Source organism: Pseudonocardia phyllosphaerae (assembly GCF_046546475.1).
GTDB classification, from domain to species: domain Bacteria; phylum Actinomycetota; class Actinomycetes; order Mycobacteriales; family Pseudonocardiaceae; genus Pseudonocardia; species Pseudonocardia phyllosphaerae.
On the sequence record NZ_JBKGXS010000011.1, the window covers coordinates 130,821 to 155,401 of the forward strand.

The following is a 24,581-nucleotide window of genomic DNA, read 5'->3' on the forward strand; positions in this document are numbered from 1 at the left end:
GGTGCGGGCGGGGTGATGCGTATGCGTGAGCAGAGCAGGTGCGGGCCGGTGACCAGGCCTGATGCGCATGGGTGAGCAGAGCAAAGGGGCGGCGGAGCGCACCGCGACCGCCGCCGGCACGGACCGGAGGAACCCGAGAAGATGATCAGCCGACGAGTCGTGACCCGGGACGGGACCGGCCTGCACGTCGAGGAGAGCGGCCCGCGCGACGCCGCGGTGACCGTGCTCTGCGCGCACGGCTGGACTCTCGACGGACGGTCCTGGGCACCGGTCGCGGAGATCCTCGGCCGCGGCGGCGCCGGCCCGATGCGGGTCATCCGCTACGACCACCGCGCGCACGGCCGCTCCGACGACACCCCGGACGCGTCGAAGACCATCGACCAGCTCGCCGACGACATGGCCGAGGTCATCGAGCAGGTGTGCCCGTCCGGGCCGCTGGTGCTCGCCGGGCACTCGATGGGGGGCATGACGACGATGGCGCTCGCCCAGCGCCACCCCGGTGTCGTCGCGTCCCGCGTCGCGGGTGTCGCCCTCGTCGCGACGGCGAGCGGCGGGCTGGGTGCCGCGGCGACGCTCGGGCTCACCGGCCGTCCGGCACAGGTGTTCCTGGCCGGCAAGGACCGGCTCGAGCGCAGCGACCTCTGGGTCGACCGCCGCGCGCTGACCACCCACCCGCGCCTGCTCGTGCCGGGGATGCGTGCGCTGCTGCTGGGGCGCAGGCCGGGGCAGCTGGCGGTGCGGGCGACCTGCGAGGAGATCGCCGACTGCCGTCCGACGACGATCTCCGGTTTCACCCCGACGCTCACCACGCACGAGCGCGACGCCGCGCTGGCCACGTTCGCCGAGCTGCCCGTCGAGCTGATGGTCGGCACCCGGGACCGACTGACGCCGCCGCGGTTCACCCGCCGGATCGCGGCGAACCTGCCGACCGCGCGCACGACCTACTTCCCGGGTGCGGGGCACATGCTGCCCCTCGAGCGGGTGAGCGAGGTGGCGGCGCGGATCGCGTCGCTGGCCCACCGTGCGACGGTGCCGCAGGCCGCCTGAGCTGCGGTGGGGCGTCGCGGCGGTGCCCCACCGGCTCTGCTTACCTGCTGCGCTCGCCTCTGCTCACTGCTGCTCGCCGAGGTCCTGCTTCGGGAACCCGGCGATGCCGCGCCACGCGAGCGAGGTCATCAGGGCGACGGCCTCGTCGCGCGGGACGCGCTGCTCGGAGTCCAGCCAGAACTGGGCTGCGACCTGGCTCAGCCCGACCAGTCCGACCGCGAGCAGCCGCGCGCGGTCGGTGTCCAGGCCGGCGTCGGTGGTGACAGCGCCGGCGATCGCGTCGATGCACCGGTCCAGTGCGCTCTCGACGACGGCGGCGGCCTCGGGGTCCCCGCGCAGGTCCGACTCGAACACGAGCCGGTAGGCGCGGCCCTCGCCGGCCACGAAGTCGAAGTACGCGGCGACCGCGGCCTGCACGCGCTCCTTGTTGTCCTGGGTCCGCTCGATCGCCCCGGAGACCCGCTCGACGAGCTCCTCGGCGTAGGTGGTGAGCAGCGCCTGGTACAGCTCCAGCTTCCCGGGGAAGTGCTGGTACAGAACGGGCTTGCTGACCCCGGCGCGCTCGGCGATGTCGTCCATCGCAGCGGCGTGATAACCCTGGTCGGCGAAGACGTCCCGGGCGGCGAGCAACAGCTGAGCCCGGCGGGCGCCGCGCGAGAGCCGTGCTCCCCGTGGCGTGGCGGTTCCGGTCATCGCCCCTACCTTTCACCCGGTGTGCGGTCACCCTACTAGCAAGTAACCCCGGATGACGAACACCGTGTGAACTCAGACTGCGCCGGACGGGCGGTGGCTGCGAGGCGGCGTCGCCCCCGGGGCGGGTGAGCGATCATCCTGCCATCGGGGTGACCGGCGCGCCGCGTCCGGTTCGTACCGGGCCGGCCGGGCCCCCTCCGTGCCGCTCCGGAGGGCGCGTTCCGGTCCTGTCGGCGGAGCGACGGGCGGACGCCCCCGACGGTGGTGACCAGGGCGATCGCGGTGCCTGCCAGCGGGATCGCCGCCGCGACGGGAGCTGGGAGGCCGGCTGCGGCGACGAGCGCGCCGACGACGGTCGCCGCGGTGCCGACCCGCAGTCCGGCGACGACGGCCCGTTCGGTGCGGCGGGCCAGGACCAGGGCCCGCGCCACGACGTCGAGTCCACCATGGACGGTGATGGTCGTGGGTGCGGCGGGACGGGCGACCTCGCCGGGGACGACGGTGATCGCGAGGTTCGCGGCGGCGAGCGCCGCCGCGTCGCAGAGCGGGTCGGCGGCGACGGCGACGGTGTGCCCGCGTGCCCGCAGCGCGGTCACCGCGGCCGCGCGGCCCGCCGCGTCGAGCCGGGACCGCACGACGTCGAGCCCGCCCGCGCCGAGCCGGGGTGCGTCGTCGGGTCCGGGTGCGGCGAGTCCGTCGGCGCCGGGTCCGTGGGTGTCGTGTCCGTCCGTGTCGAGACCGTCGGTGTCGATACCGGCTGCGGCGGCGAGGGCGTGGGCGGGGCCGTCGTCGTCGGGGGTGAGCAGAGCCGGGGTGACGCCGGCCGCGCGCAGCTCGCGCAGCCCGGCGGCGGTCCCCGGAGCCGGGCACCGGGACAGGGTGAGCACGGCGCGGGCCAACCCGTCCCAGGCCACGGCGACGGCCGGTTCCCCGGCGGCCAGGGCGCGGTCCCGGGTTCCTGCGAGCTCGGCCGGCAGCGCGACGCCGTGCTCGCGCAGCCACTGCGGCGACCCGAGCAGCACCGCATGGGCGACGACGGTGGCGGTCGCCCCGCCCGTGCCGTCGTCGCCGCCCGATCCCGGCCGCAGCTCGGCGACCAGCCCGGACAGCCCGCGGCCGGGCTGCTCGTCGGGCTCGGCGACGACCGGGACGTCCCCGGGTGTCGCAGCGCTCAGCGCCCGGGCGAACGGCGCGAGGTCGCTGCCCGGCGCCGCGGCGGCCGCGACCGCCGAGGCCAGCCGCAGCACCTCGGTCGGCCGCGTGTCCGCATCCGGTTGCACGGCGACAACGCCCGGGCCGCGGCCGGTGAGCGCATCCGTGCCGGCGAGGACGACGACGTCGACCCGGCCCGCGGCCCGCGGCCCGGCGAGCGGTCCCGGGCGGCCGTCCGGATCGGAGCCGGGTGTTCCCGGCGACGTCGCGGGCAGCGGCAGCCGGATGTCCGGGCCGCCCGCGCGGTCGGCGGCGCGCACCGCCGAGGGCACCGTGACGAGCAGTGCGCACGGGCTCGACCCGAGCAGGACGGCGAGCGCGGCCGGAACCGCCTCGGTGACCGTCGCGCCGAACCCGATCCGGAACCCGGCGACCGCGACGGCGAGCAGCGCCGCGGCGGGCAGCAGGACCGAGCACCGGAGGTCGGCGGGGGAGGGGTGATGCGTATGCGTGAGCAGAGCCGCACCGGGCGGTGCGGCGGAGCTCGGCAGCGGGTGATGCGTATGGGTGAGCAGAGCAAAGCGCCCACCGTGTCCGTTGTGCCGCAACGGCGTCGTCGACACCACCGCCGGGACCATGATCATCGCTGCGGCGCCGGGGAGGAGCGCGGTCCCGTCGAGGAGCGCCCAGGGCACCATCGGTGCGGCCCCGCCCGGCGCCCCGCTCGCCACCGCCGGGAACTGTTCCACCACCGCATACGCGGACCAGCCCAGCGCCGCGAGCGCCGGCACCGACACCCCGAGAGCCGCGCTCGTCGTCCCCGCCCGCAGAGCACACAGCGCCGACACGTGCACCGCGCGTCCGCCGCCGAGCACCACGATCCCGGCGAGCACGCAGCACAGCGCTCCCACGACCGGTGCGGCGAGCGGGGTGACCCCCGGCGGGGCCCACACCGTCGTGATCGGCAGGACCAGGGCGGCCGTCGCGAGTGCGCCCTGGGCCCACGGGTCGCGGGTGCGCACCCGGCTCAGCTCCGCGCCGCCGTCGACACGGTGAACTCGCACGACCGCAGCGTCCCGCCGGAGCGGTAGTCCAGGAACAGCCGGTAGGAGCCCGGCGCCGGCACCGTCGTGGTGAAGGCGACGCCCGGTCCCGCGCGGTCCCCGGCGTGCGCCCCGGTGACCTGCGGCTGCACGGGGACACGGACGAGGTCCCCCTGTCGTACGGCCGTCATCAGCCCGAACGCCCCGCCGCCGGCTGGTTCCAGGTCGGTCACCGGCCGTCCGGCGCGGCTCACGGTCGCGTAGAGCCGGGACTCCCCGCCGGCGAGCAGCGCCCCGTCGAGCCGGACCTGCTCGTCCGAGCCGTGGCAGCGCCCGCTGCGCTCGTCGGAGGGGAAGGTGAACGCCCCGTAGGTCCCGGGGACGTGCACGTCGGTACCGAGGTCGAGCGCGGGCCCGCCGGTCGGGGTGAACCCGGCATAGAGCCGCCACACACCCTGCCCGGGGAAGGTCACCGGTGCCCGCCAGACACCGTCCGGGCCGAGTACGGGGTGCAGCCGGGTGTAGCCGGCGTCGTCGCGGCGGACCAGGGCGGCGTCGAGCACCGGGGCCCCGCCCGGCGGGGTGTCGAACCGGGTCACCGGCCGGCCGTCGGACCCGGTGACGGTGAACGCGACCTCGGCGCGCTTGCGCCAGGGGAACACCGTCCGCACCGGGGTCAGCGTGTAGCCGGCGCCGGTGCCGAGGACCCCGCCGGGCACCCCCTCGAACGAGGCCGCGCTCGTGGTCTCCGTCCCGGCCTGCACGACGGTCCGCGAGCCGACCGGGGTGCCGCCCGCGACCGCTCCGGCCGTCCAGGCACCGGTGAACACCAGCACGGCGGCCGCGGCGAACCCGGCGAGCCGGGTGCCGGCCGATCCCGCGATCCGCCTCATCGGCGCGCACCTCCGGAGCGTCGTCCCACGAATACAACGCGTGACCGCCGACGGCGTTGCGCTCGGTAGGTGGGCGATCGCCGGGCGTCACGAGGCCCGCGCCACGCCCGCCCCGGCTCGACGCGGGGGATTGCGACACGTCATCCTGGTCGAATGTCCGCCGGTACGACGCTCCCCGTTCACCCAGCCGTCACCGCGACCGATTCGGTCGCGACGACGGCGGTGGACGCGCGCCCGGCCGGCGGCACCGCGACACCGATCCGCCCGCCGTCGGCGGTCACGTTCAGTGGCGTCGACACCGCTGTGCTGCCCCCGCTGCCGCCGCACCTGCCGCCGTGGCCGGGTCGTGCGGTGAGCTCCGGCGGGGTCCGGCTGCACGTGCGCGAGACCCCCGGCGCCGACGACGCCGAGGTCGTCTTCGTGCACGGACTCGCCGGTTCGGCGTCGAACTGGACCGACCTGGCCGCGCTGCTCGCCCCGCGGGCCACCGGCGTGGCCGTCGACCTGCCCGGGTTCGGCCACTCGACTCCGACGGCGTCGCGCGACTTCACCCCGGACGGCATGGCCGACGCCCTGCTCTGCTGGCTCGCCGGCCGCGGGCGCCCGGTGCACCTGGTCGGGAACTCGCTCGGCGGGATCGTCGCGATGACCGTCGCCGCCCGCCGGCCCGAGCTGGTCCGCTCGCTGGCGCTGGTGTCCCCCGCGGTGCCCGACCGCCGTCCCGACCCGCGCCGGCTGTCGGACCCGCGGATGGCGCTGGCGATGGTGCCCATGCTCGGCCGCGGCGCCCGGCGCGCGCTGGAGTCCGAGCCGCTGCGCTCGCGCGCCGAGCGCGTCCTGCGGCTCTGCTTCGCCGACCCGGCCCGCGGCACCGACCGCCGCCTCGACGAGCTGGTCGACGAGCACCGCTTCCGCGCGACGCTGCCCTGGGCCGAGGAGGCCACCGACGCCGCCACCCGCGGGCTGCTCGCCCTCTGGGGCGGCCGCTCGGTGTGGGCGCGCGCGGCGAAGGTGCAGGTCCCGTCACTGGTCGTGTGGGGCGGTGCGGACCGCGTCGTGTCCCCGAGGCTGGCCCGGCGCACCGCCGAGGCGCTGCCCGGTGCGCGGCTGACGGTCGTCCCGGACGCCGGGCACGTCGCCCAGATCGAGCGTCCGCACGCGGTCGCCGCCGCCGTCGCAGGGCTGTGGGACGAGACCGTCTGACCCGTGCGGGAAGATGCGGGACGAACGTTGCGTTGACACGCCCGAGACACCCCACAAGCACGGAGGAGTGGACGAGATGGCGCTACCGCCGCTGGTGGAGCCGGCTGCCGAGCTCACCAAGGAAGAGGTCGAGCGGTACAGCCGCCACCTCATCATCCCGGACGTCGGGATGGACGGGCAGAAGCGGCTGAAGAACGCCAAGGTCCTGGTCGTCGGCGCCGGTGGGCTCGGCTCGCCCGCGCTGCTGTACCTGGCCGCCGCCGGTGTGGGCACGCTGGGCATCGTCGAGTTCGACGTCGTCGACGAGTCGAACCTGCAGCGCCAGGTCATCCACGGGCAGTCCGACATCGACCGCCCGAAGGCCGAGTCCGCGCGCGACTCGATCCGCGAGGTCAACCCCTACGTCGAGGTCCGGCTGCACAACGAGCGCCTGACCAGCGACAACGTCCTGGACGTGTTCCGGGACTACGACCTGATCCTCGACGGCACGGACAACTTCGCCACCCGTTACCTGGTGAACGACGCCGCGGTGCTGCTCGGCAAGCCCTACGTCTGGGGCTCGATCTTCCGCTTCGAGGGCCAGGCGTCGGTGTTCTGGGAGGACGCGCCGGACGGGCAGGGCCTCAACTACCGCGACCTCTACCCCGAGCCGCCGCCGCCCGGGATGGTGCCGTCCTGCGCCGAGGGCGGTGTGCTGGGCGTGCTCTGCGCGTCGATCGGCTCGATCATGGTCAACGAGGCGATCAAGCTGATCACCGGCATCGGTGAGCCGCTGCTCGGCCGCCTGGTGATCTACGACGCGCTGGAGACCACCTGGCGCCAGGTGAAGATCCGCAAGGACCCGGAGACGCCGAAGATCACCGAGCTGATCGACTACGACGCGTTCTGCGGCACCGTGACCCAGGACGCGCAGGACGCGGCCGCGGGCCACACGATCACCGTCGGCGAGCTCAAGCAGATGATCGACGCGGGCAAGGACTTCCAGCTCATCGACGTCCGCGAGCCGCACGAGTACGAGATCGTCAGGATCCCGGGCTCGACGCTGATCCCGAAGGACCGGATCCTCTCGGGCGAGGCGCTCTCGGAGATCTCCCAGGATCGCCCGGTGGTGCTGCACTGCAAGTCCGGCGGTCGCTCCGCCGAGGCTCTCGCGGCGCTGCACAAGGCCGGCTTCGGCGACGCCGTACACGTCGGTGGCGGCGTCCTGTCCTGGGTCAAGCAGATCGACCCGTCGCAGCCGACGTACTGATCGTCGCCTGATCCGGTGCCCGGCCGGCACAGCCGGGCACCGGCGCGGTTCGCGACCGCACCCGTCCCGAACGGCCGTCGTCCCACTGCGGGACGGCGGCCGTTCGTGCGTCCGGCTGGAGCAGCGAAGTAGGGCGCTCGGCGTAACTCCGTCCGTTCCGCCGTATTACTGCCCGGTTCGGTGAAACGTGGGCGTTCCACGTCACGACAAGCGGATCGCATGAGACCGGCGGGTGACCGGTCGGGGCGGAGGTCTCGGGTGGTCGAGCAATCGGCGGGCGTGTGTGCCCTCGACGGCTGTGACGAACCGCTCGTGCCGGAGTACGGGCGTCCCGCCCGGCGCTTCTGCTGTGCGGCGCATCGCAACCGGGCCCGCCAGCTGCGGCGCATGGAGGCCCAGCGGGCGGAGAACGCCCGGGCCGCCGAGACGCTGCCGTGGCTGCGCGAGCCGGCCGACGGCTCCGTTCCGGGCGACGGCACGGCTGCGACCGACGCCGTGGTCCGGCCCTCCGGGGAGGAGCACTCCGAGGAGCACGCGGCCGGCGCCGGCACGGACGGTTCCCCGGAGCCGGCGGCCCTCGAGTCCGCCACCCCCGCGAGCACGGCGCCCGAGCCGGCCGCCCCCGAGCCGGCCGCCCCCGAGCCGACGCCCACGACGGGCCCGGCGCCGCACCGCGGCCCTCGCTCGTCGGCGGTCCGCGGCCCCGCGGGGCCCCGCGTCGCGTCCGCCCGGGCCACCCGCCGGGCCGGGCGGTCCGGCACCGGGGACGGCCGTCGCGGCGACAGTCGGCTCACCGCCCCGCGCACCCTGCTGCGCCACCCGCGTGCGTGGGCACTGATCGCGGCCACCGCCACGCTCGTCGGTGGCTACGCCCTGAGTACGTCGCCGCAGTCGCCCGAGAACAACGTGCCGCACGCGCGGACCGCGGAGGAGTGGGCGGCGTCGGCGCGGATCGCGCTGGCCGGGCTCGACGGCCAGCTCCGGACCCTCGAACGCAGCGAGCGGGCGTGGGACACGATGCAGCACAAGACCACGGCCGGTGCGATCCCGGAGTCCGTCGCACCGGCACCCAGCTCGGTGCCGGTGCCCGCACCGGTGGTCCGGCTCCGCCAGCAGCGCGCGACCGTGCTCCAGCAGAAGGCGGCGCTGCAGGCCCAGCTCGACGACTACCGGTCCCGGCAGAAGGTCGGCGACGACCTCGCGCTCGCCGACCAGCAGCTCGCGCAGCTCGACCAGGTCGTCGCGGAGCTGCCGCCGCCGGCGAAGCGCACCGTGGATCAGGCGGCCTCGGTGGCGGCGCTGGAGGAGCAGCGCGACCTGCGCGCGCGTCGCCGGGACGCAGCCGCGGAGTCGCTGCGCGCCCTCGACGACGGCATCCAGCACGCCGTCGCGTCCCCGCTGCCGGAGGACACGAGCCGTACCGACGAGCTCGCCGGTGCGGTGCTCGCGCTCAGCCGTGGTGAGACGCCCGCGCCGGAGGCGCCCCCGCAGATCCGCACGCAACCGGAGGTGCTGCAGGGCGGGCGCGAGACGTCGGGGGACCGGCCCGCCGACGACGTCGGCACCAGTGGCCCGCCGGACCCGCGCGGTCCGCGCGACGAGACCGCACCACGCGAGGACGCCGCCGACGCCCGCGCCGCGGGACCCGAGACGACGACCCCCGCCCCGGTGCAGGGCCCGCCCGCTCCCGCGTCCGCCGGCCCGTCGGCTCCGTCGGTGCCCGAGCAGCGTTCCGCCGAGCCCACACCCGAGCCCACGCCGTCGGCGCAGGTGCCGCAGACGCAGGCCCCGCAGGCTGGGGTTCCCCAGGCCCGGGCCCCGCAGACGCAGGATTCTCCGACTCCGCAGCCGCAGGCCGACGGCCCCGAGCGTCCGGCGTCCGGGCCGGACGGTGCGGAGAAGCCGAAGGCCCGTGACCTCGCCCCTGCCACGCAGTCGCCCGGTGAGCAGCTCGGCGGAGCCGTGTCCGACGCATCGGACGGCGTCGAGAAGATCACCGGTGGCGGCCCGCGTCCGTCGCAGGAGCGTTCCGCGGACCGCGACGGCGGTGCGTCGACCCGCGACGACGCCCGGGAGCGGACCCCGGACACGCGCCGCGGCCCGCGTGCCGAGACCCCCGCCGCGCCGGAGACCGGGAACGACGGCGCCGCGGGCCCCTCGCCGGCGACGCCCGAGGCGAAGCCGGGTGGCGACGACGGCCCGGTCGGCAAGGTCGGCGACACGGTCGGCGGCACCGTGCAGGATGTCGGTGACACGCTCGCGCCCGGCGGCGATGACCGCCGCGCCGTGCCGCGTCCCGAGGCGAAGGACGCGAACCCGGACGACGGGAAAGCGGACGCGCAGGAGGGCGGTCGTAAGGACCGCAGCCCGCAGGGCGGCGGCTCGCCGGCCGCGGAGCCCGGGCAGTCCTCGGATGCCCGGCCGAAGATCGACGCCCCGACTCCGACGTCCCCCGAGGTCGGGACTCCGCAGCGTGACGACCCCGGGCGCGACGAGTCCGAACGGAGCGGCTCGGCGGACACGCAGGGCGGGTCCCGCGACGACGGGCCGGTGACCGACCGGCAGCAGGGTCCGCAGCGTGACCGGCAGGGCGGCGACGACAGCGACCGGTCCGGCCCGGTGGAGCGTCCGCGTGCCGGCTCGCCGTCGACGGAGGAGAAGAACGACGAGTCCGGGGGCGACTCGTCGCCGTCGGAGAAGCCCCGGGAGGCGCTGCCGTTGCCGACCCCGGACGACGGCGGATCGCCGCACAAGTCGGACGACAGCGGCCCGTCGACGAAGGCCCAGGACGAGGGACCGTCGGAGAAGGTGCAGGACGGTGGCGGGTCTCCGAAGGCGCAGGACGAAGGATCGCCCCCGAAGGCCCAGGAGTCCCCGAAGGCCCAGGAGTCTCCGAAGGCGGAGGAGTCTCCGAAGGCGGAGGAGTCCCCGAAGGCCCAGGACAAGGGGGGTTCCCCGAAGTCGCGGAACGACTCGCCGTCGGAGAAGTCGCAGGTCGACGGCCCGTCGGAGAAGCCGCAGGACGACGCACCGTCGCCGAAGTCGCAGGACGGCGGGTCCGGCGGCTCCGACTCGAGCGACGGCAGCGGCATCGCCCGCGCGGCCGCTGAGCCGTGGGTCCGCGCGGTCATGGGCGACGGCGAGGGCACGGAGAAGGTGCTCGACGAGGCCGACCGCCAGGAGGCGGAGCAGTCCCGGGGCGCGTCGAGGCCGGGCACGGACGACGGGTCGGACTCCACCGGGTCGGGGCAGCGTGGCTCCGGGGGCTCCGGCACCGGCAGCGGCGGTGGCTCCGGCAGCAGATCCGGTGACGAGGGTTCCGGCGGTGGCTCGGACGACGGCGGCTCGAAGGGCCATGGCTCGGACGACAGCGATAGTTCGAAGGGCGGCGGCTCCGACGACGGTGGTTCGAAGGGCGGCGGCTCGGACGACGGTGGCTCGAAGGGCCATGGCTCGGACGGCAGCGATAGTTCGAAGGACACCGGATCCGACGGCGGGTCGAAGAGCGGCGGGTCCGGCAGCGGCGGCTCCGACGAGCAGAAGAACGACGAGCAGAAGAACGCGGACGACAGCGGATCCGGGAGCTCCGGGGATGAGTCCGGTGGCGGGGACTCCGGCGGTAAGGACGCCCGTGGCTCCGAGGATCAGGGTGGCGACTCAGGTGGGTCGGGCAACCAGGGCAGTGACTCCGGCGGGTCCGGCGACCGGAGCGGCTCGGGCGAGGGCAGCTGATCCCTCGGTGATCATCGGTTGCGGAGCTCTCGAACCGCTGAGCGTGCGTTCCGCTCCTGAACCGGTGATCACCGGGGGACGGGCCCGGCCGGCCGAGCAGCGGCCGACGACCGGGGGCGGCGATCACCGGGAACTGGCCGAACTCGCCGACCAACAGAGCCACCGGACGGCCCCCGGGAGCGGATCCGGGGCGTCGACGGCGACCGGGCCGCCCGGCGCCGTCACCCGTAATGGTGACCGGGTCGCGCGTCGTCCCGGGCGTGGCGCAGACCATGGATCCCGGTCACGCAGGTACCGTCCCCGCTGTGACCGCTGCCCGCCCGATCGCCACCGCGCCGGCCGCGAATGCGCTGCCCGAGCACGTGCGCGTCGCCTTCGGTGTCCACGAGACCGTTCCCCGCCCCGTGGTGTGGGCGGGCCAGCGTGCCTGGCAGTGCGGCGACGTACTGCTGCGCCCGGTGTCCGACCACGTCGTCGCGGCCTGGTCGGCGACGGTCATGGAGAACCTCGAGGTCGACGGCGTCCGCCTCGCCCGCCCCGTCCGCTCCAGCGACGGCCGCTGGGTCGTCGGCGGATGGGCCGCCTCGCGCTACGTCCCCGGCACCCCCGAGCCTCGGCACGACGAGGTCGTCGCCGCCTCGCTGCGCCTGCATGCCGCCACCGCGACGGTGCTGCGCCCGCGCCTGCTCGACGACCGCGACGACCTGCTCTCGCGCAGCGCCGCCGCCGCGTTCGGCGAGCGCCGCCTGGACCTCGACCCCGAGACCGGCGGCAACCTGTTCAACGACCTCGCCGGTTACCGCCGCACCATCCGGCTGACCCCGCAGGTCGTGCACGGTGAGCTGTTCGGCGCCATGCTCTTCGACCCGAACGGCCGGCCCGCGCTGCTCGACCTCGTGCCGTTCTGGCGGCCCGCGGAGTGGGCCGCGGCGGTCGTCGTCGTCGACGCCGTGGCGTGGGGCGGTGCGGAGGACGACCTGGTCGAGCGCTGGTCGGAGCTGCCCGAGTGGCCGCAGGCGATGCTGCGCGCGGTGCTGTACCGGCTTGCGCTGCACGCCCAGCACCCGGACGCCACCGTGGACTCGCTGTCCGGTCTCGAGCGCGTCGCGGGCCTGCTCAGCCGCCGTCTCTGACCCTCCCCGCGTTCTCACATACCGCCCAGACGGCATGTGAGCGACCCGTATCGTCGGCGTCACGCGAGGCCACGTCCTCGCAATCACGGCTCCTTAGCGTCACCGGCCACTGATCGGACTCGTCCGGTCGGACCGACGCCTTCTGGGAGTGACGCCGTGAGCACGACGCAACCCACCCGCCGTCTCGGTGGCCGCTGGATCGAGCACTGGGATCCCGAGGACCCGGGGTTCTGGGAGCGCACCGGGAAGACGATCGCCGACCGCAACCTCTGGCAGTCGATCTTCTCCGAGCACATCGGCTTCTCGATCTGGACGATCTGGTCGGTGCTCGTGCTGTTCATGGGCCCCGAGTACGGGATCACCCCGGCGCAGAAGTTCTTCCTGGTCGGCGTCCCGACGCTGGTGGGCGCCATCCTGCGGCTGCCCTACACGTTCGCCGTCGCCCGCTTCGGCGGCCGCAACTGGACGATCTTCTCCGCGGCGTTGCTGATCGTCCCGACGATCCTCGCGCTGGTCGTGATGGAGCCGGGTGTCTCGTACACGACGCTGCTGGTCGTGGCCGCGGTCGCCGGCGTCGGCGGTGGGAACTTCTCGTCGTCGATGGCGAACGTGAACGCGCTGTTCCCGGAGAAGCAGAAGGGCTGGGCGCTGGGCCTCAACGCCGGCGGCGGCAACCTCGGCGTCCCGGTCGTGCAGCTGCTCGGCCTGCTGGTCATCGCCGTCCTCGGCGCCGGCCACCCGCGGGTCCTGCTCGCGATCTACGTCCCGCTGATCGTGCTCTCGGCGTTCCTGGCCTGGAGGCGGATGGACAACATCGCGGTGATGTCCAACGACACCGGCGCGTTCGTCGAGGCCTGCAAGGACCGCCAGACCTGGATCATGGCGTTCCTCTACGTCGGCACGTTCGGCTCGTTCATCGGCTACTCCTTCGCCTTCGGCCTGGTGCTGCAGAACCAGTTCGACCGCACCCCGCTGCAGGCCGCGATGGTCACCTTCATCGGCCCGCTGATCGGCTCGCTGATCCGGCCCTACGGCGGCAGGCTCGCCGACCGCTTCGGCGGCGCCAAGGTGACCCTGGTCAACTTCGCCGCGATGGTCGCGGCCACCCTGCTGATCATCTTCGCGTCGGGCATCGAGTCGCTCGCGCTGTTCACGCTCGGCTTCATCCTGCTGTTCACGCTGTCGGGCATCGGGAACGGCTCGACGTACAAGATGATCCCGGCGATCTTCACCGGGCGCGCCCGCACCGCGATCGCCGACGGCGCGGACCGCGACACCGAGCTCGGCACGGCCCGCCGGATCTCCGGCGCGGTCATCGGCATCGCCGGCTCGGTCGGTGCGGTCGGCGGCCTGCTGATCAACCTGGCGTTCCGCCAGTCGTTCCAGACGGTGCACTCCGGCACCCCGGCGTTCTGGTCGTTCCTGATCTTCTACGTCGTCTGCATCGGGGTGACCTGGGCGGTGTACCTGCGCCCGCTGCCGGTACTCGTCGGGGGCCGCACCGAGGCCGCCGCGATGGCCCGGGTCTGACCGTGGACACCCCGGATCCGGAGAACCGGACCGCCACCCACTGCCCGTACTGCGCCCTGCAGTGCGGGCAGTGGGTGAGTGCCGAGGGTGAGGTCGACGCGCGGCAGTTCCCGACCAACGGCGGCGGGATGTGCCAGAAGGGCTGGACGTCCGCGGCTCTGCTCACCCATCCGGAACGCCTGACGACGCCGCTGGTCCGGGCCTCCCGCGACGCCGAGTTCCTGCCCGCCACCTGGGCCGACGCCCTGTCCGGCGTCGCGGAGAAGCTGGCGGCACTGCGGGCCGAGCACGGCCCCGACTCCGTCGCGATCTTCGGCGCGGGCGGGCTCACCAACGAGAAGGCCTACCTGCTCGGCAAGTTCGCGAGGGTCGCGCTGGGCACCAGCCAGATCGACTACAACGGCCGGTTCTGCATGTCCTCCGCGGCCGCCGCGGGCAACCGCGCGTTCGGCGTCGACCGCGGCATGCCGTTCCCGGTCACCGACCTCGACGACGCCGAGCTGGTCGTGCTCGCCGGGGCGAACGTCGCCGAGACCATGCCGCCGCTGATGTCGCACCTGACCTCGGCGAGGCTGGTCGTGATCGACCCCCGTCGCACGCCGACGGCCGAGCGTGCCGTCGCCTCCGGCGGCCTGCACCTGGCGCCGCGGCCGGGCACCGACCTGGTCCTGGCGCTGGGGATGCTGCACGTCGCCGTCGCCGAGGGGCACCTGGACCTGGCCTACGTCGACGAGCGCACCACCGGTTTCGACGACGTCTGGGCGCTCGCGTCGCAGTGGTGGCCCGAGCGTGCGGAACGGGTCTGCGGGGTCGCCGCCGCGGACATGCGGACCGTCGTCCGGTGGCTCGCCGGGACCACGCGGCGCTACGTGCTCACCGCGCGCGGCGCCGAGCAGCACGCGCACGGCGTCGACACCGTCACCGCGTGGATCAACCTGTCGCTGGCGCTCGGACTGCCCGGCCGCCCCGGCTCCGGGTTCGGCACGATCACCGGCCAGGGCAACGGCCAGGGCGGACGCGAGCACGGCCAGAAGTCCGACCAGCTGCCCGGCTACCGGCACATCACCGACCCGGCCGCCCGCGCACACGTCGCCGGCGTGTGGGGCGTGCCGGAGGAGTCGATCCCCGGGCCGGGGCGCAGCGCGGTGGAGCTGCTCGACTCGCTGGGACGCCCCGGCGGTCCGAAGGCGCTGCTGGTGTTCGGCTCCAACGTGCTGGTCTCCGCACCCGACGCCCGCGCCGTCGCCGAACGACTCGACGCGCTCGACCTGCTCGTCGTCGCCGACGTGCTGCCGGGGGAGACGGCGGCACGTGCCGACGTGCTGCTGCCCGTGGCCCAGTGGGCCGAGGAGGAGGGCACGATGACCAACCTGGAGGGACGGGTGCTGCGCCGCCGCCGCGCGGTGGCCCCGCCGCCGGGCGTGCGCACCGACCTGCAGGTGATCTCCGGGCTGGCCGCCGAACTGGAGGCCCCGGGGGACTTCCCGGCCGACCCCGCGCCGGTGTTCGAGGAGCTGCGCCGCGCCTCGGCCGGCGGGATCGCCGACTACTCCGGGGTGACCTACGAGCGGCTCGACGCCGGCGAGGCCCTGCACTGGCCGGTGCCGGGCACCGATCACCCGGGGACACCGCGGCTGTTCGCCGACGGCTTCCCCCGCCCGGACGGCCGCGCCCGGATGGTGCCGGTGGACCACGCCGAGCCCGACGAGGGCGTCGACGGGGAGTTCCCGCTGACCGTCACCACCGGCCGGGTGCTGGTGCACTACCAGTCCGGCGCGCAGACCCGCCGGGTCGAGGCACTGGAGTCGGTATCGCCGGAGGTGTTCGTCGAGGTCCACCCGGACACCGCGACGCGGTGCGGGCTGGCCGACGGCGACATGGCCGTCGTCGCGTCCCGGCGGGGGGAGACGACGGCGCGGGTGCGCTGCGTGCCGTCGATGCGGACCGACACGGTGTTCCTGCCGTTCCACTTCGGCGGCTCGGGCGCGGCGAACAACGTCACCAACCCGGCACTGGACCCGACGAGCCGGATGCCGGAGTTCAAGGTCGCCGCGGTGCGGCTGGAGCCGGTCGCCGCTGCGTCGCCCGCTGCGCCGCCCGCTCGGTCTCCCGGGGCGGGGTCCGCCGCGGTGCCCGAGTACGCCGCGCAGGCCTGACCGGCCCGGTCCCGCCGGCGAACGCGCACGTGTTTGCGGGAACGCGCACCGGATCAGGTGCGCGTCGCCGCAACCGGTGCGCGTCCGGAAATCCGGTGGGACGGAGCACTGCGTCAGGGTTAACCTGACGCCATGACTGCTGCAGAGCACGACGTCCTCACCGCCGACGTCACCGGGGCCGCCCGCGCCGTCACCGCGGCCGCCGTCGCGGAGCTCGACCGCCGCGCCGACGCGATCGCCGGCGTCCCACCGCTGCCCGGCACCCCCGAGTGGGACGCCGAACAGGGCACCGACGCCCCGGCCCGCCGGGAGACCGCGTGGCAGCTCGCCGCGTTCCGCATCGCCCTGGCCGCCGGCCTCGACCCGCTGCCCCAGCTGGTCGGGCTCCGGCGCATCGGGGTCAGCTGGGAGACCGTCGGGCGGGCCGCCGGGATCACCCGCCAGTCCGCGCACGAACGTTGGTCGCAGCGCGTCGCGGCGGTGTTGCCACACCCGTTGTGAGTCACGGATCCGCACGTCAGCGGGCCGGTCCTCACGGTCGCGCGGCAGCGAGAATGAGGACCTCGTAACGCCGCGGCAATCGCACACACCTGGCGCGTAACGCCCCGTTCCTACCGTCGGCACCATGAGCAGGCGCGTGGTGGTGATCGGGCACGGGATGGTCGGTGCCCGCTTCGCCGACGAGGTCCGCCGGCGTGATCCGGACGGTGCGCGGCTGGCGCTGACGGTCCTCGGCGCCGAGTCGCGACCGGCCTACAACCGGGTGCTGCTGTCGACGGTGCTGGCCGGTGGGCTGCGCCCGGAGATGGTCGCGCTGCCCCTGGCCGAGGGCGTCGACGTGCACACCGGGGTCGCGGCGACCGCGATCGACCGGGCCGCCCGCGTCGTACGTACCGACGACGGCGCCGAGCACCCCTACGACGAGCTGGTCCTGGCCACCGGCAGCCGCGCGGTCCTCCCGCCGATCGACGGGCTCGCCGAGGACGGCGCCCCCGCGCGCGGGGTGTCGCTGTTCCGCGACCTCGACGACTGCGAGCGCATCCTGTCCGTGGCCGCTCCGGGCGCGCGGATCGCCGTCGTCGGCGGCGGGCTGCTCGGGGTCGAGGCCGCGCGCGGGCTCGCCGGGCGCGGCGTCGCCGTCACGCTGGTCCACCCCTGCACCCACCTCATGGAACGCCAGCTCGACGCCGGCGCCGGTGACGTCCTCGCCGGGGCGCTGCGCGAGATGGGCGTCGACGTCCGCTGCGGGGTCTCGGCGAAGGCCTGGGACCCCGACGCAGGCCTGGACTGCGACGACGGCAGCCGGGTCGCCGCCGACGCCGTCGTCGTCGCCACGGGGGTGCGGGCCGAGACCGGCCTGGCCGCCGACGCCGGGCTCGCCTGCGACCGCGGCATCCTGATCGACGACCGCCTGGCCACCGACGACGGCCGGGTGCACGCCATCGGCGACTGTGCCCAGCACGTCGACGCCGCAGGCGGGCTCGTCCAGTCCGGCTGGGAGCAGGCCGCCGTGCTCGCCGACCTGCTCACCGGCACCGACCCGGCCGCGCGCTACCGCGGCACCCGCCCGGTCACCCGGCTCAAGGCCACGGGGATCGACCTGGCCGCCGTCGGCGACCCCGCGGCGGGCGACGAGGAGCTGCGGATCTCCGACCCGCGCCGCGGCCGCTACGGGGTCCTCGCGCTGCGCGACGACCGCGTCGTCGGCGCCGTGCTGATGGGCCTGCCCGACGCCGCCGCGACGATCACCGGGCTCTACGACTCCGGCGCACCCGCCCCCGAGGACCGGCTGGCACTGCTGCTCGGCCGCGCCGCACCGGGTGGGGCCGCCGAGACCGCCGACCCGGGCCGGCTGCCCGGCTCCGCGGTCGTCTGCCGCTGCAACACCGTCACGAAGAACGCACTGGTCACCGCGTGGCGCGAGGGCGCCCGCGACGTCGACGCGCTGTCCCGCCGCACCCGCGCCGCCACCGGCTGCGGGAGCTGCAGGGACGTCGTCTGCGGCATCCGTGACTGGCTCGACGAGGTCGATCCGCCGCAGCAGGACGCGGCGTGAGGGGAGAGAACATGGCGAGCCGCCACCTGGTGGTCGTGGGCAACGGGATGGTCGGGCACCGGCTGGTGTCCGCGCTCCGGGACCGCGACACCTCGGGGGACTGGGAGATCACCGTCCTCGGCGAGGAGACCCGCCGCGCCTACGACCGGGTCGCACTGTCGTCCTACGTGGACGGCAAGACCGAGGAGGAGCTCCGCCTCGACGACGACGAGCTGCGCGGCGACCCGCTGGTCACCTACCACCTCGGGGACGCGGTGCAGACCATCGACCGCGACGCCCGCCGCGTCGTCACCGCGTCGGGCACCGTCGTCGACTACGACGAGCTGGTCCTGGCCACCGGCTCCTACCCGTTCGTCCCGCCGGTCCCCGGCCGCGACCTGCCCGGCTGCTTCGTCTACCGCACCCTCGACGACCTCGACGAGATCAAGGCCGCGGCCGCCGCGGCCGCGGCGGACCCGCACCGCAAGGGGCGGCCGTCCGCGGTCGTCGTCGGCGGCGGGCTGCTCGGCCTGGAGGCCGCGCGGGCGATGCGCCTGCTCGGGCTGTCCCCGCAGGTCGTGGAGATCGCGCCGCGGCTGATGCCGGTGCAGGTCGACGAGGGCGGCGGCGCGCTGCTGCACCGCCTGGTCACCGACCAGGGCATCGCGGTGCGCACCGGGGTGTCGCTGCAGGGCGTCGCCGAGGACCGCGGCCGGCTGCTCGCGAGCCTGTCCGACGGCGTCGAGCTCGACGCCGACGTGGTCGTGTTCTCCGCGGGCATCCGCGCCGCCGACGGCCTGGCGCGCGACTGCGGCCTGCCGGTCGGCGAGCGCGGCGGCGTCCTGGTCGACGACCGCTGCCGCTCCACCGGCGACGCCCACGTCTGGGCGGTCGGCGAGGTCGCGGCGCTGGAGGGCCGCACCTACGGCCTGGTCGCGCCCGGCTACGCGATGGCCGAGGTCGTCGCCGACCAGCTCCTCGGCGGGCAGGCGACGATGACGCCCGAGGAGCTGGACATGTCCACCCAGCTCAAGCTGCTCGGCGTCGACGTCGCCAGCTTCGGTGACGCGCACGCGGCCACCGAGGGCGCGCTGGAGATCGTGGTCAACGACCCGGTGGAGGGGACGTACTCGAAGCTCGTCGTGTCTCCCCCGGGGAGCGCAGGCGGAGCGGGCATCGACCCCCCGGGGAGCGCAGGCGGAGCGGGCATCGACACCGACGCCGGCACGCTGCTCGGCGGTGTGCTCGTCGGCGACGCGTCGCGCTACGGCTCGCTGCGCCCGCTGGTCGGTGCGCGGCTACCCGAGGACCCGGTCACGCTGATCTCCAAGGGCGGCGCCGAGCCGGACGCCGGTGCGCTGCCGGACTCCGCGCAGATCTGCTCCTGCAACGGCGTCACCAAGGGCGCGCTCTGCTCGGCCATCGCCGACGGCGCGCACGACGTCCCGTCGCTGAAGGCCTGCACCCGCGCCGGCACCACCTGCGGGTCCTGCGTCCCGACCCTGGCCAAGATCCTCACCCAGCAGGGCGTCGAGGTCTCCAAGGCCATCTGCGAGCACTTCGACCACTCCCGCGCGGAGCTGTTCGAGATCGTGGCCGGCGCCGGGATCCGCTCGTTCTCCGAGCTCATCGCCCGGTACGGCACCGGCACCGGCTGCGACCTGTGCAAGCCGGCCGTCGCGTCGATCCTGGCCACGCTCTACAACGAGCACGTCCTCGATGGCGAGCGCGCGACCCTGCAGGACACCAACGACCACTTCCTGGCCAACACCCAGCGCAACGGCACCTACTCCGTGGTCCCGCGGATCGCCGGCGGCGAGGTCACGCCGGAGGGCCTGATCGTCATCGGCGAGGTCGCCCGGGACTTCGGGCTCTACACCAAGATCACCGGCGGGCAGCGGATCGACATGTTCGGCGCCCGCGTCGAGGACCTGCCGGCGATCTGGAAGCGCCTGGTCGACGCCGGGTTCGAGTCCGGGCACGCCTACGGCAAGTCGCTGCGCACGGTGAAGTCGTGCGTCGGCACCACCTGGTGCCGCTACGGCGTGCAGGACTCGGTGGGCATGGCCGTCGAGCTGGAGCTGCGCTACCGCGGTCTGCGCAGCCCGCACAAGCTCAAGTCCGGGGTCTCCGGTTGCGCCCGCGAGTGCGCCGAGGCCCGCTCCAAGGACTTCGGCGTGATCGCCACCGAGAACGGCTGGAACCTCTACGTCGGCGGCAACGGCGGGTTCACCCCGCGCCACGCCGAGCTGCTGCTCTCCGACGTCGACTCCGAGACGCTGATCCGGACCATCGACCGGTTCCTGATGTTCTACGTCCGCACCGCCGACCGGCTGCAGCGCACCGCGCCGTGGATCGAGGCGATGGAGGGCGGCCTCGACCACCTGTACGCCGTGATCGTCGAGGACTCGCTCGGCATCTGCGCCGAGCTCGACGCGGCCATGCAGCGCCACGTCGAGTCCTACGCCGACGAGTGGGCCGGTGTCCTGAACGACCCGGAGAAGCTGTCCCGCTTCGTGTCCTTCGTCAACGCCCCCGACGCCCCGGACCCGACCGTCCGGTTCGTCGAGGAGCGCGGGCAGAACGTGCCGGCACCCGGCCGGCCCGACGAACCCGTGCTGATCGGACTCCCGGAGGTGTCCGCCCGATGACCCGCTCGCTGCCCACCACGCAGTCCGCCGACACCGCGGACCCCGCCGACACCGCGGCCCCGGCCGAGCTCGCCGCCGAGGCCCTGCCCGGTGACGTGACCGGCCCCGGCACGCATGCCCCCGCGACCCTCGGCGAGGACGTCCGCGACTGGCTGCCGATCTGCGCGCTCGACCGGCTCCAGCCCAACCGGGGCGCCGCCGCACTCGTCGGGGACGTGCAGGTCGCGGTGTTCCGGCTGCCCACCGGGCCCGAGGCGCCCGAGGGCTACGCGGGCGCGCTGTTCGCCGTCGGCAACATCGACCCGTTCAGCGGCGCGGGCGTCATGTCCCGCGGACTCGTGGGGGACCGGGGCGGCGAGCCGACCGTCGCGTCGCCGATCTACAAGCAGAAGTTCGCGCTGCGCGACGGGCGCTGCCTCGACGACGACACTGTGAGCCTGCCCGCGTTCCACGTCCGCGACGTGGGCGGAGAGGTGCAGGTCGGGATACGGTGAGGAGCCCGACCCGACCCGCCACCACCACGAACGGGCCTTCCGGGCAGCCGGCCACGCACCGCCGGCCCGCACCGCGCACCCGTAGGAACGGAGGACCGGTGACCCGGCCCACCGCCACCGAGGACACCTCGCGCGACGTCTCGGCCGAGCCGGACGAGCGCCCCGTGCCCCCGCTCGCCGGGTTCACCGTCGGGATCACCGCCGCCCGCCGGGCCGAGGAACTCGCCACGATGCTGGAGCGCCGCGGCGCCACCGTCCAGCACGGGCCCGCGCTGCGGATCGTCGCGCTCGCCGACGACGCCGACCTCGAGGTCCGTACCCGTGAGCTCGTCGCGCGGCCGCCGGACATCACCGTCGCCACGACCGGGATCGGCTACCGCGGCTGGATCGAGGCCGCCGACGGCTGGGGTCTCGGCGAAGAGCTGCTGCGCGCCCTGGGCAGCTCGGAGCTGCTGGCCCGCGGCCCGAAGGCGCGCGGCGCGATCCGCGCGTCCGGGCTGGTCGACGCGTGGTCGCCGGAGTCGGAGTCCACCGCCGAGGTGCTCGAGCACCTGCTCGACGAGGGCGTCGAGGGCCGCCGGATCGCGGTGCAGCTGCACGGCGAGCCGCTGCCCGACGTCGTCGAGGCGCTGGAGATGGCCGGCGCCGAGGTCGTGACGGTGCCGGTGTACCGCTGGGCGCCGCCGCTGGACATCGCCCCGCTGGACCGGCTGATCGACACCACGCTGGCCGGCGGGATCGACATCATGTCGTTCACCTCCGCGCCCGCGGCGGCCGGGCTGCTCTCGCGCGCCGAGGAGCGCGGCGTGCGCGAGGAGCTGCTGGCCGCGCTGCGCGGGCCGGTGCTGGCGCTGTGCGTCGGCCCGGTGACCGCCGCGCCGCTGGAGGACCTCGACATCCCGACCGTGCAGCCCAAGCGGTCCCGGCTGGGGGCGATGGTGCGCACCTGCGAGGCCGTCGCACCGAGCCGGGCGCGACGGCTGCCGGTCGCCGGGCACGAGCTGGAGCTGCGCGGTCACGCCGTCCTCGTCGACGGGAAGCTGTGCCCGCTGCCGCCGACGCCGATGGCGCTGCTGCAGGCGCTCGCGAAGCGGCCCGGCCGGGTCGTGTCGCGCGCCGAGCTGCTCGCCGCGCAGCCCGGCGGTGCCGGTGACGAGCACGCCGTCGAGAACGCGATCGGGCGGCTGCGCGCCGCGCTGGGCGTGCCGGACCTGGTGCAGACCGTCGTCCGGCGCGGGTACCGGCTGGCGCTGGAGCCCGGGCACGGCGGGCACTGCCTGGACGTGCCGGGGGAGGAGCGATGACCGGCTCCCCGCCGCTGCTGCTCGTGGCGCACGGGTCCCGCTCGGACGCCGCCGACGCGGTCATCCGCTCGCTCGCCGACGCCGTCGCCGAGCGCGGTCCGCAGGTCGAGGTCTGCTACGTCGACGTCCGCGGCCCGAAGGTCGTCGACGCCGTCGCCGCGCTGCGCGACCGCGGGCACGGCGGTGCCGTCGTCGTGCCGGCGTTCCTGGCGTCGGGCTACCACGTGCGCACCGACCTGCCCGAACAGCTGCACGAGTCCGGCGCCGACGTCGAGATGTTCCGGGCGACCCCCGCGATGGGCCCGGACCCGCTGCTGGCCCGCGCCGCGCACGCCCGCCTCGTCGACGCCGGATGGCGCCCCGGTGACGCCGTCGTCCTCGCCGCAGCCGGATCGTCGGACCCGGACGCGATGGTCGAGGTGCACCGCGCCGCGGAGATGCTGACCCCGCTGGTCGGGCGACGCGTGCGGGTCGGGTTCGCCGCGACCGGCACCCCCGGGGTGACGTCGCTGGTGGAGAGCCTGCACGCCGCCGGGGAGGAGCGGGTCGCCGTCGCGTCCTGGCTGCTCGCGCCCGGGGTGTTCCAGAACCGGCTGCTCGCCTCGGGGGCCGACGTCGTCGCCGAGCCGCTGGGGGTGCACGACCACGTCGTCGACACCCTGGTCGAGCGGTACCGCACGGGGCTGGCCGCCCTGCCGCACGCGGCCTGAGCGGGGCATCATCGGCGGGATGGATCCCGTCGCGGAGCCGGTTCCGCCGGTCGAGCCCGTGGTGGCGCGGCTGCGCCGGGCCGGGTGCGTGTTCGCCGAGGACGAGGCCCGCCTGCTGACCGCGGCCGCCGATGGCGCCCGGCTGGCGGAGCTGGTCGCACGCCGGGCCGCCGGGGAACCGCTGGAGCACCTGCTCGGGCACGTCGAGTTCGACGGGCTGAGGGTCGCGGTGACCGGCGGGGTGTTCGTCCCGCGCCGGCGTACCGAGGCGCTCGTGCACGCCGCCGCGGCGCTCACCGTGCCCGGGACGGTCGTGGTCGACCTGTGCTGCGGCTGCGGCGCGATCGGGCTCGCCGTCGTCCGCCGGGCCGCGGGGGCCGCGTGGCCTGCGCGTCCCGCCGAGGTCGCGCGTCCCGCCGGGGTGGCGCATCCCGCCGAGGCCGCACCGTCCGCCGAGGCCGCGCAGCCCGCCGCCGCGTGGTCCGCGTGGTCCGGGGCCGGGCCGGTGGAGCTGCACGCCGCGGACGTCGACCCGGTCGCGACCGCGTGTGCCGCGACCAACCTCGCCGGCGTCGGCACCGTGCACACCGGCGACCTGTTCGACGCGCTGCCCGGATCGCTGCGAGGCCGGGTCGGAGTACTCGTGGCGAACACGCCCTACGTGCCCGCCGACGCGATCGCCGGCATGCCGCCCGAGGCACGCGACCACGAGCCCCGCCTCGCCCTCGACGGCGGCACCGACGGCCTCGACCCGGCTCGCCGCGTCGCCGCCGGGGCAGCCGCGTGGCTGGCGCCCGGCGGCACCGTCCTGATCGAGACCGGCGCCGCCCAGGCCCCCGTCCTGGCGGAGGAGCTCGCCCGGCACGGGCTCCGCGCCGAGATCGGCTCCGACGACGACCGGGACGCAACCTGGGTCACCGGCTGCCTCACCCGAACGGCCTAACCCGGCTGATCGCGGGAGCGCTCGGGCAGGGGCGCTGTGAGGCCCCTTTGCTCTGCTCACCCCCACGCATCACCCCAGGTCAGGAACCAGGCTTTGCTCTGCTCACCTATACGCAGCACCCGTCGGACAGGGGCGGTCCGGCTCTGCTCACCTCGGCGCAGTGCTCCGCGTGGAGCTACACATCCGCGGTCCGGCGCCGGTTCCGTCCGACCCCGCCGGCGAGGCCCTGAAACCTCTCCGAGCTGGGGTGATGCGTGGGAGTGAGCAGAGCAAAGGCAGGACGGAGTGCCCCGGTACCGCGCGCCCCGGCCCCTCGCTCAGCGGCGGCGATGATCTTTCGGGAGGCGCCCGTCGACCAGCAGGACGCCCTCGGCGCGCAGCCGCGCGGCCTGCTCGGCAGCGATGTGCGGGGCCGGGGTTCCGTTCGCCCGCAGCACGCGGTGCCAGGGCAGGTCGGCGCCGTCCTCGGCGAGAATGCGGCCGACCAGGCGGGCCGAACGAATCCCGGCGCGGGCGGCGACGTCGCCGTAGGTGCTGGTCTCACCGGGCGGGATCGCGGCCACGACGTCGCGCACCCGCTCCAGGGTCTCCTCGTCCACCCGCCGATCCTCCC

18 protein-coding genes are annotated in these 24,581 nt (G+C 75.3%); 14 read left to right on the top strand and 4 right to left on the bottom strand.

The genetic code is table 11. The features are described 5' to 3' along the window. Nucleotides 1–141: 141 nt before the first annotated feature. The gene (locus ACLE50_RS20525; protein ID WP_410945227.1) at nucleotides 142–1,047 is read left to right on the top strand and encodes an alpha/beta fold hydrolase; all 906 of its coding nucleotides are present in this window, start codon (nucleotides 142–144) and stop codon (nucleotides 1,045–1,047) included. Between the two features lie 63 nt (nucleotides 1,048–1,110). Here the strand turns inward: ACLE50_RS20525 and ACLE50_RS20530 are convergent, their stop codons facing one another. Genes ACLE50_RS20530 through ACLE50_RS20540 form a run of 3 tightly spaced genes read right to left on the bottom strand, consistent with a single transcriptional unit; the run spans nucleotide 1,111 to nucleotide 4,828 of the window. Continuing rightward, nucleotides 1,111–1,740: a TetR/AcrR family transcriptional regulator gene (locus ACLE50_RS20530; protein WP_410945228.1), complete on the bottom strand. Its 630-nt coding sequence runs from the start codon at nucleotides 1,738–1,740 to the stop codon at nucleotides 1,111–1,113. Between the two features lie 35 nt (nucleotides 1,741–1,775). Next, entirely contained in the window at nucleotides 1,776–3,956 is a 2,181-nt protein-coding gene (locus ACLE50_RS20535; RefSeq protein WP_410945229.1) for a hypothetical protein, read from the bottom strand. After that, nucleotides 3,920–4,828 (bottom strand): hypothetical protein, encoded by a 909-nt coding sequence (locus tag ACLE50_RS20540; protein ID WP_410945230.1) that lies wholly within the window; start codon nucleotides 4,826–4,828, stop codon nucleotides 3,920–3,922. The genes ACLE50_RS20535 and ACLE50_RS20540 overlap by 37 nt, the downstream gene beginning before the upstream one ends. A gap of 153 nt (nucleotides 4,829–4,981) precedes the next feature. Here ACLE50_RS20540 and ACLE50_RS20545 point away from each other — a divergent pair, with 153 nt between their 5' ends. The 13 genes from ACLE50_RS20545 (at nucleotide 4,982) to ACLE50_RS20605 (ending at nucleotide 23,968) form a co-directional block, all read left to right on the top strand. Further along, complete coding sequence (locus tag ACLE50_RS20545; RefSeq protein WP_410945231.1) at nucleotides 4,982–6,031, top strand: alpha/beta fold hydrolase; 1,050 nt, start codon at nucleotides 4,982–4,984, stop codon at nucleotides 6,029–6,031. Between the two features lie 76 nt (nucleotides 6,032–6,107). Next, a complete protein-coding gene (moeZ, locus tag ACLE50_RS20550; protein WP_410945232.1) occupies nucleotides 6,108–7,280 on the top strand; it encodes an adenylyltransferase/sulfurtransferase MoeZ in 1,173 nt (390 codons plus the stop codon). Nucleotides 7,281–7,538: 258 nt separating this feature from the next. Continuing rightward, on the top strand, nucleotides 7,539–11,012 hold the full coding sequence (locus ACLE50_RS20555; RefSeq protein WP_410945233.1) for a hypothetical protein: 3,474 nt from the start codon (nucleotides 7,539–7,541) through the stop codon (nucleotides 11,010–11,012). 305 nt (nucleotides 11,013–11,317) lie between these two features. Beyond that, the gene (locus ACLE50_RS20560) at nucleotides 11,318–12,145 is read left to right on the top strand and encodes a TIGR02569 family protein (RefSeq protein ID WP_410945234.1); all 828 of its coding nucleotides are present in this window, start codon (nucleotides 11,318–11,320) and stop codon (nucleotides 12,143–12,145) included. 156 nt (nucleotides 12,146–12,301) lie between these two features. Next, entirely contained in the window at nucleotides 12,302–13,675 is a 1,374-nt protein-coding gene (locus ACLE50_RS20565) for a nitrate/nitrite transporter (protein WP_410945235.1), read from the top strand. Next, on the top strand, nucleotides 13,672–15,831 hold the full coding sequence (locus ACLE50_RS20570; RefSeq protein ID WP_410945265.1) for a molybdopterin oxidoreductase family protein: 2,160 nt from the start codon (nucleotides 13,672–13,674) through the stop codon (nucleotides 15,829–15,831). The genes ACLE50_RS20565 and ACLE50_RS20570 overlap by 4 nt, the downstream gene beginning before the upstream one ends. 132 nt (nucleotides 15,832–15,963) lie before the next feature. Next, nucleotides 15,964–16,332, top strand: coding sequence for a hypothetical protein (locus tag ACLE50_RS20575; protein WP_410945236.1), 369 nt, complete (start codon nucleotides 15,964–15,966; stop codon nucleotides 16,330–16,332). Nucleotides 16,333–16,456: 124 nt separating this feature from the next. After that, nucleotides 16,457–17,887 carry an FAD-dependent oxidoreductase gene (locus ACLE50_RS20580; protein WP_410945237.1) on the top strand — a complete coding sequence of 477 codons (1,431 nt, stop codon included), beginning with the start codon at nucleotides 16,457–16,459 and terminating at the stop codon, nucleotides 17,885–17,887. An 11-nt stretch (nucleotides 17,888–17,898) separates the two neighbouring features. Then, nucleotides 17,899–20,517: a nitrite reductase large subunit NirB gene (gene nirB / locus ACLE50_RS20585; RefSeq protein WP_410945238.1), complete on the top strand. Its 2,619-nt coding sequence runs from the start codon at nucleotides 17,899–17,901 to the stop codon at nucleotides 20,515–20,517. Next, nucleotides 20,514–21,011 (top strand): nitrite reductase small subunit NirD, encoded by a 498-nt coding sequence (nirD, locus tag ACLE50_RS20590; RefSeq protein ID WP_410945239.1) that lies wholly within the window; start codon nucleotides 20,514–20,516, stop codon nucleotides 21,009–21,011. The genes nirB and nirD overlap by 4 nt, the downstream gene beginning before the upstream one ends. 164 nt (nucleotides 21,012–21,175) lie before the next feature. Continuing rightward, nucleotides 21,176–22,315: a uroporphyrinogen-III synthase gene (locus tag ACLE50_RS20595; RefSeq protein WP_410945266.1), complete on the top strand. Its 1,140-nt coding sequence runs from the start codon at nucleotides 21,176–21,178 to the stop codon at nucleotides 22,313–22,315. Beyond that, on the top strand, nucleotides 22,312–23,025 hold the full coding sequence (locus ACLE50_RS20600) for a sirohydrochlorin chelatase (protein WP_410945240.1): 714 nt from the start codon (nucleotides 22,312–22,314) through the stop codon (nucleotides 23,023–23,025). The genes ACLE50_RS20595 and ACLE50_RS20600 overlap by 4 nt, the downstream gene beginning before the upstream one ends. Nucleotides 23,026–23,044: 19 nt before the next feature. Further along, nucleotides 23,045–23,968: a class I SAM-dependent methyltransferase gene (locus ACLE50_RS20605; RefSeq protein ID WP_410945241.1), complete on the top strand. Its 924-nt coding sequence runs from the start codon at nucleotides 23,045–23,047 to the stop codon at nucleotides 23,966–23,968. Nucleotides 23,969–24,285: 317 nt separating this feature from the next. Here ACLE50_RS20605 and ACLE50_RS20610 read toward each other — a convergent pair whose 3' ends face one another. Next, a complete protein-coding gene (locus ACLE50_RS20610) occupies nucleotides 24,286–24,567 on the bottom strand; it encodes an MGMT family protein (protein WP_410945242.1) in 282 nt (93 codons plus the stop codon). Between the last annotated feature and the right edge of the window lie 14 nt (nucleotides 24,568–24,581).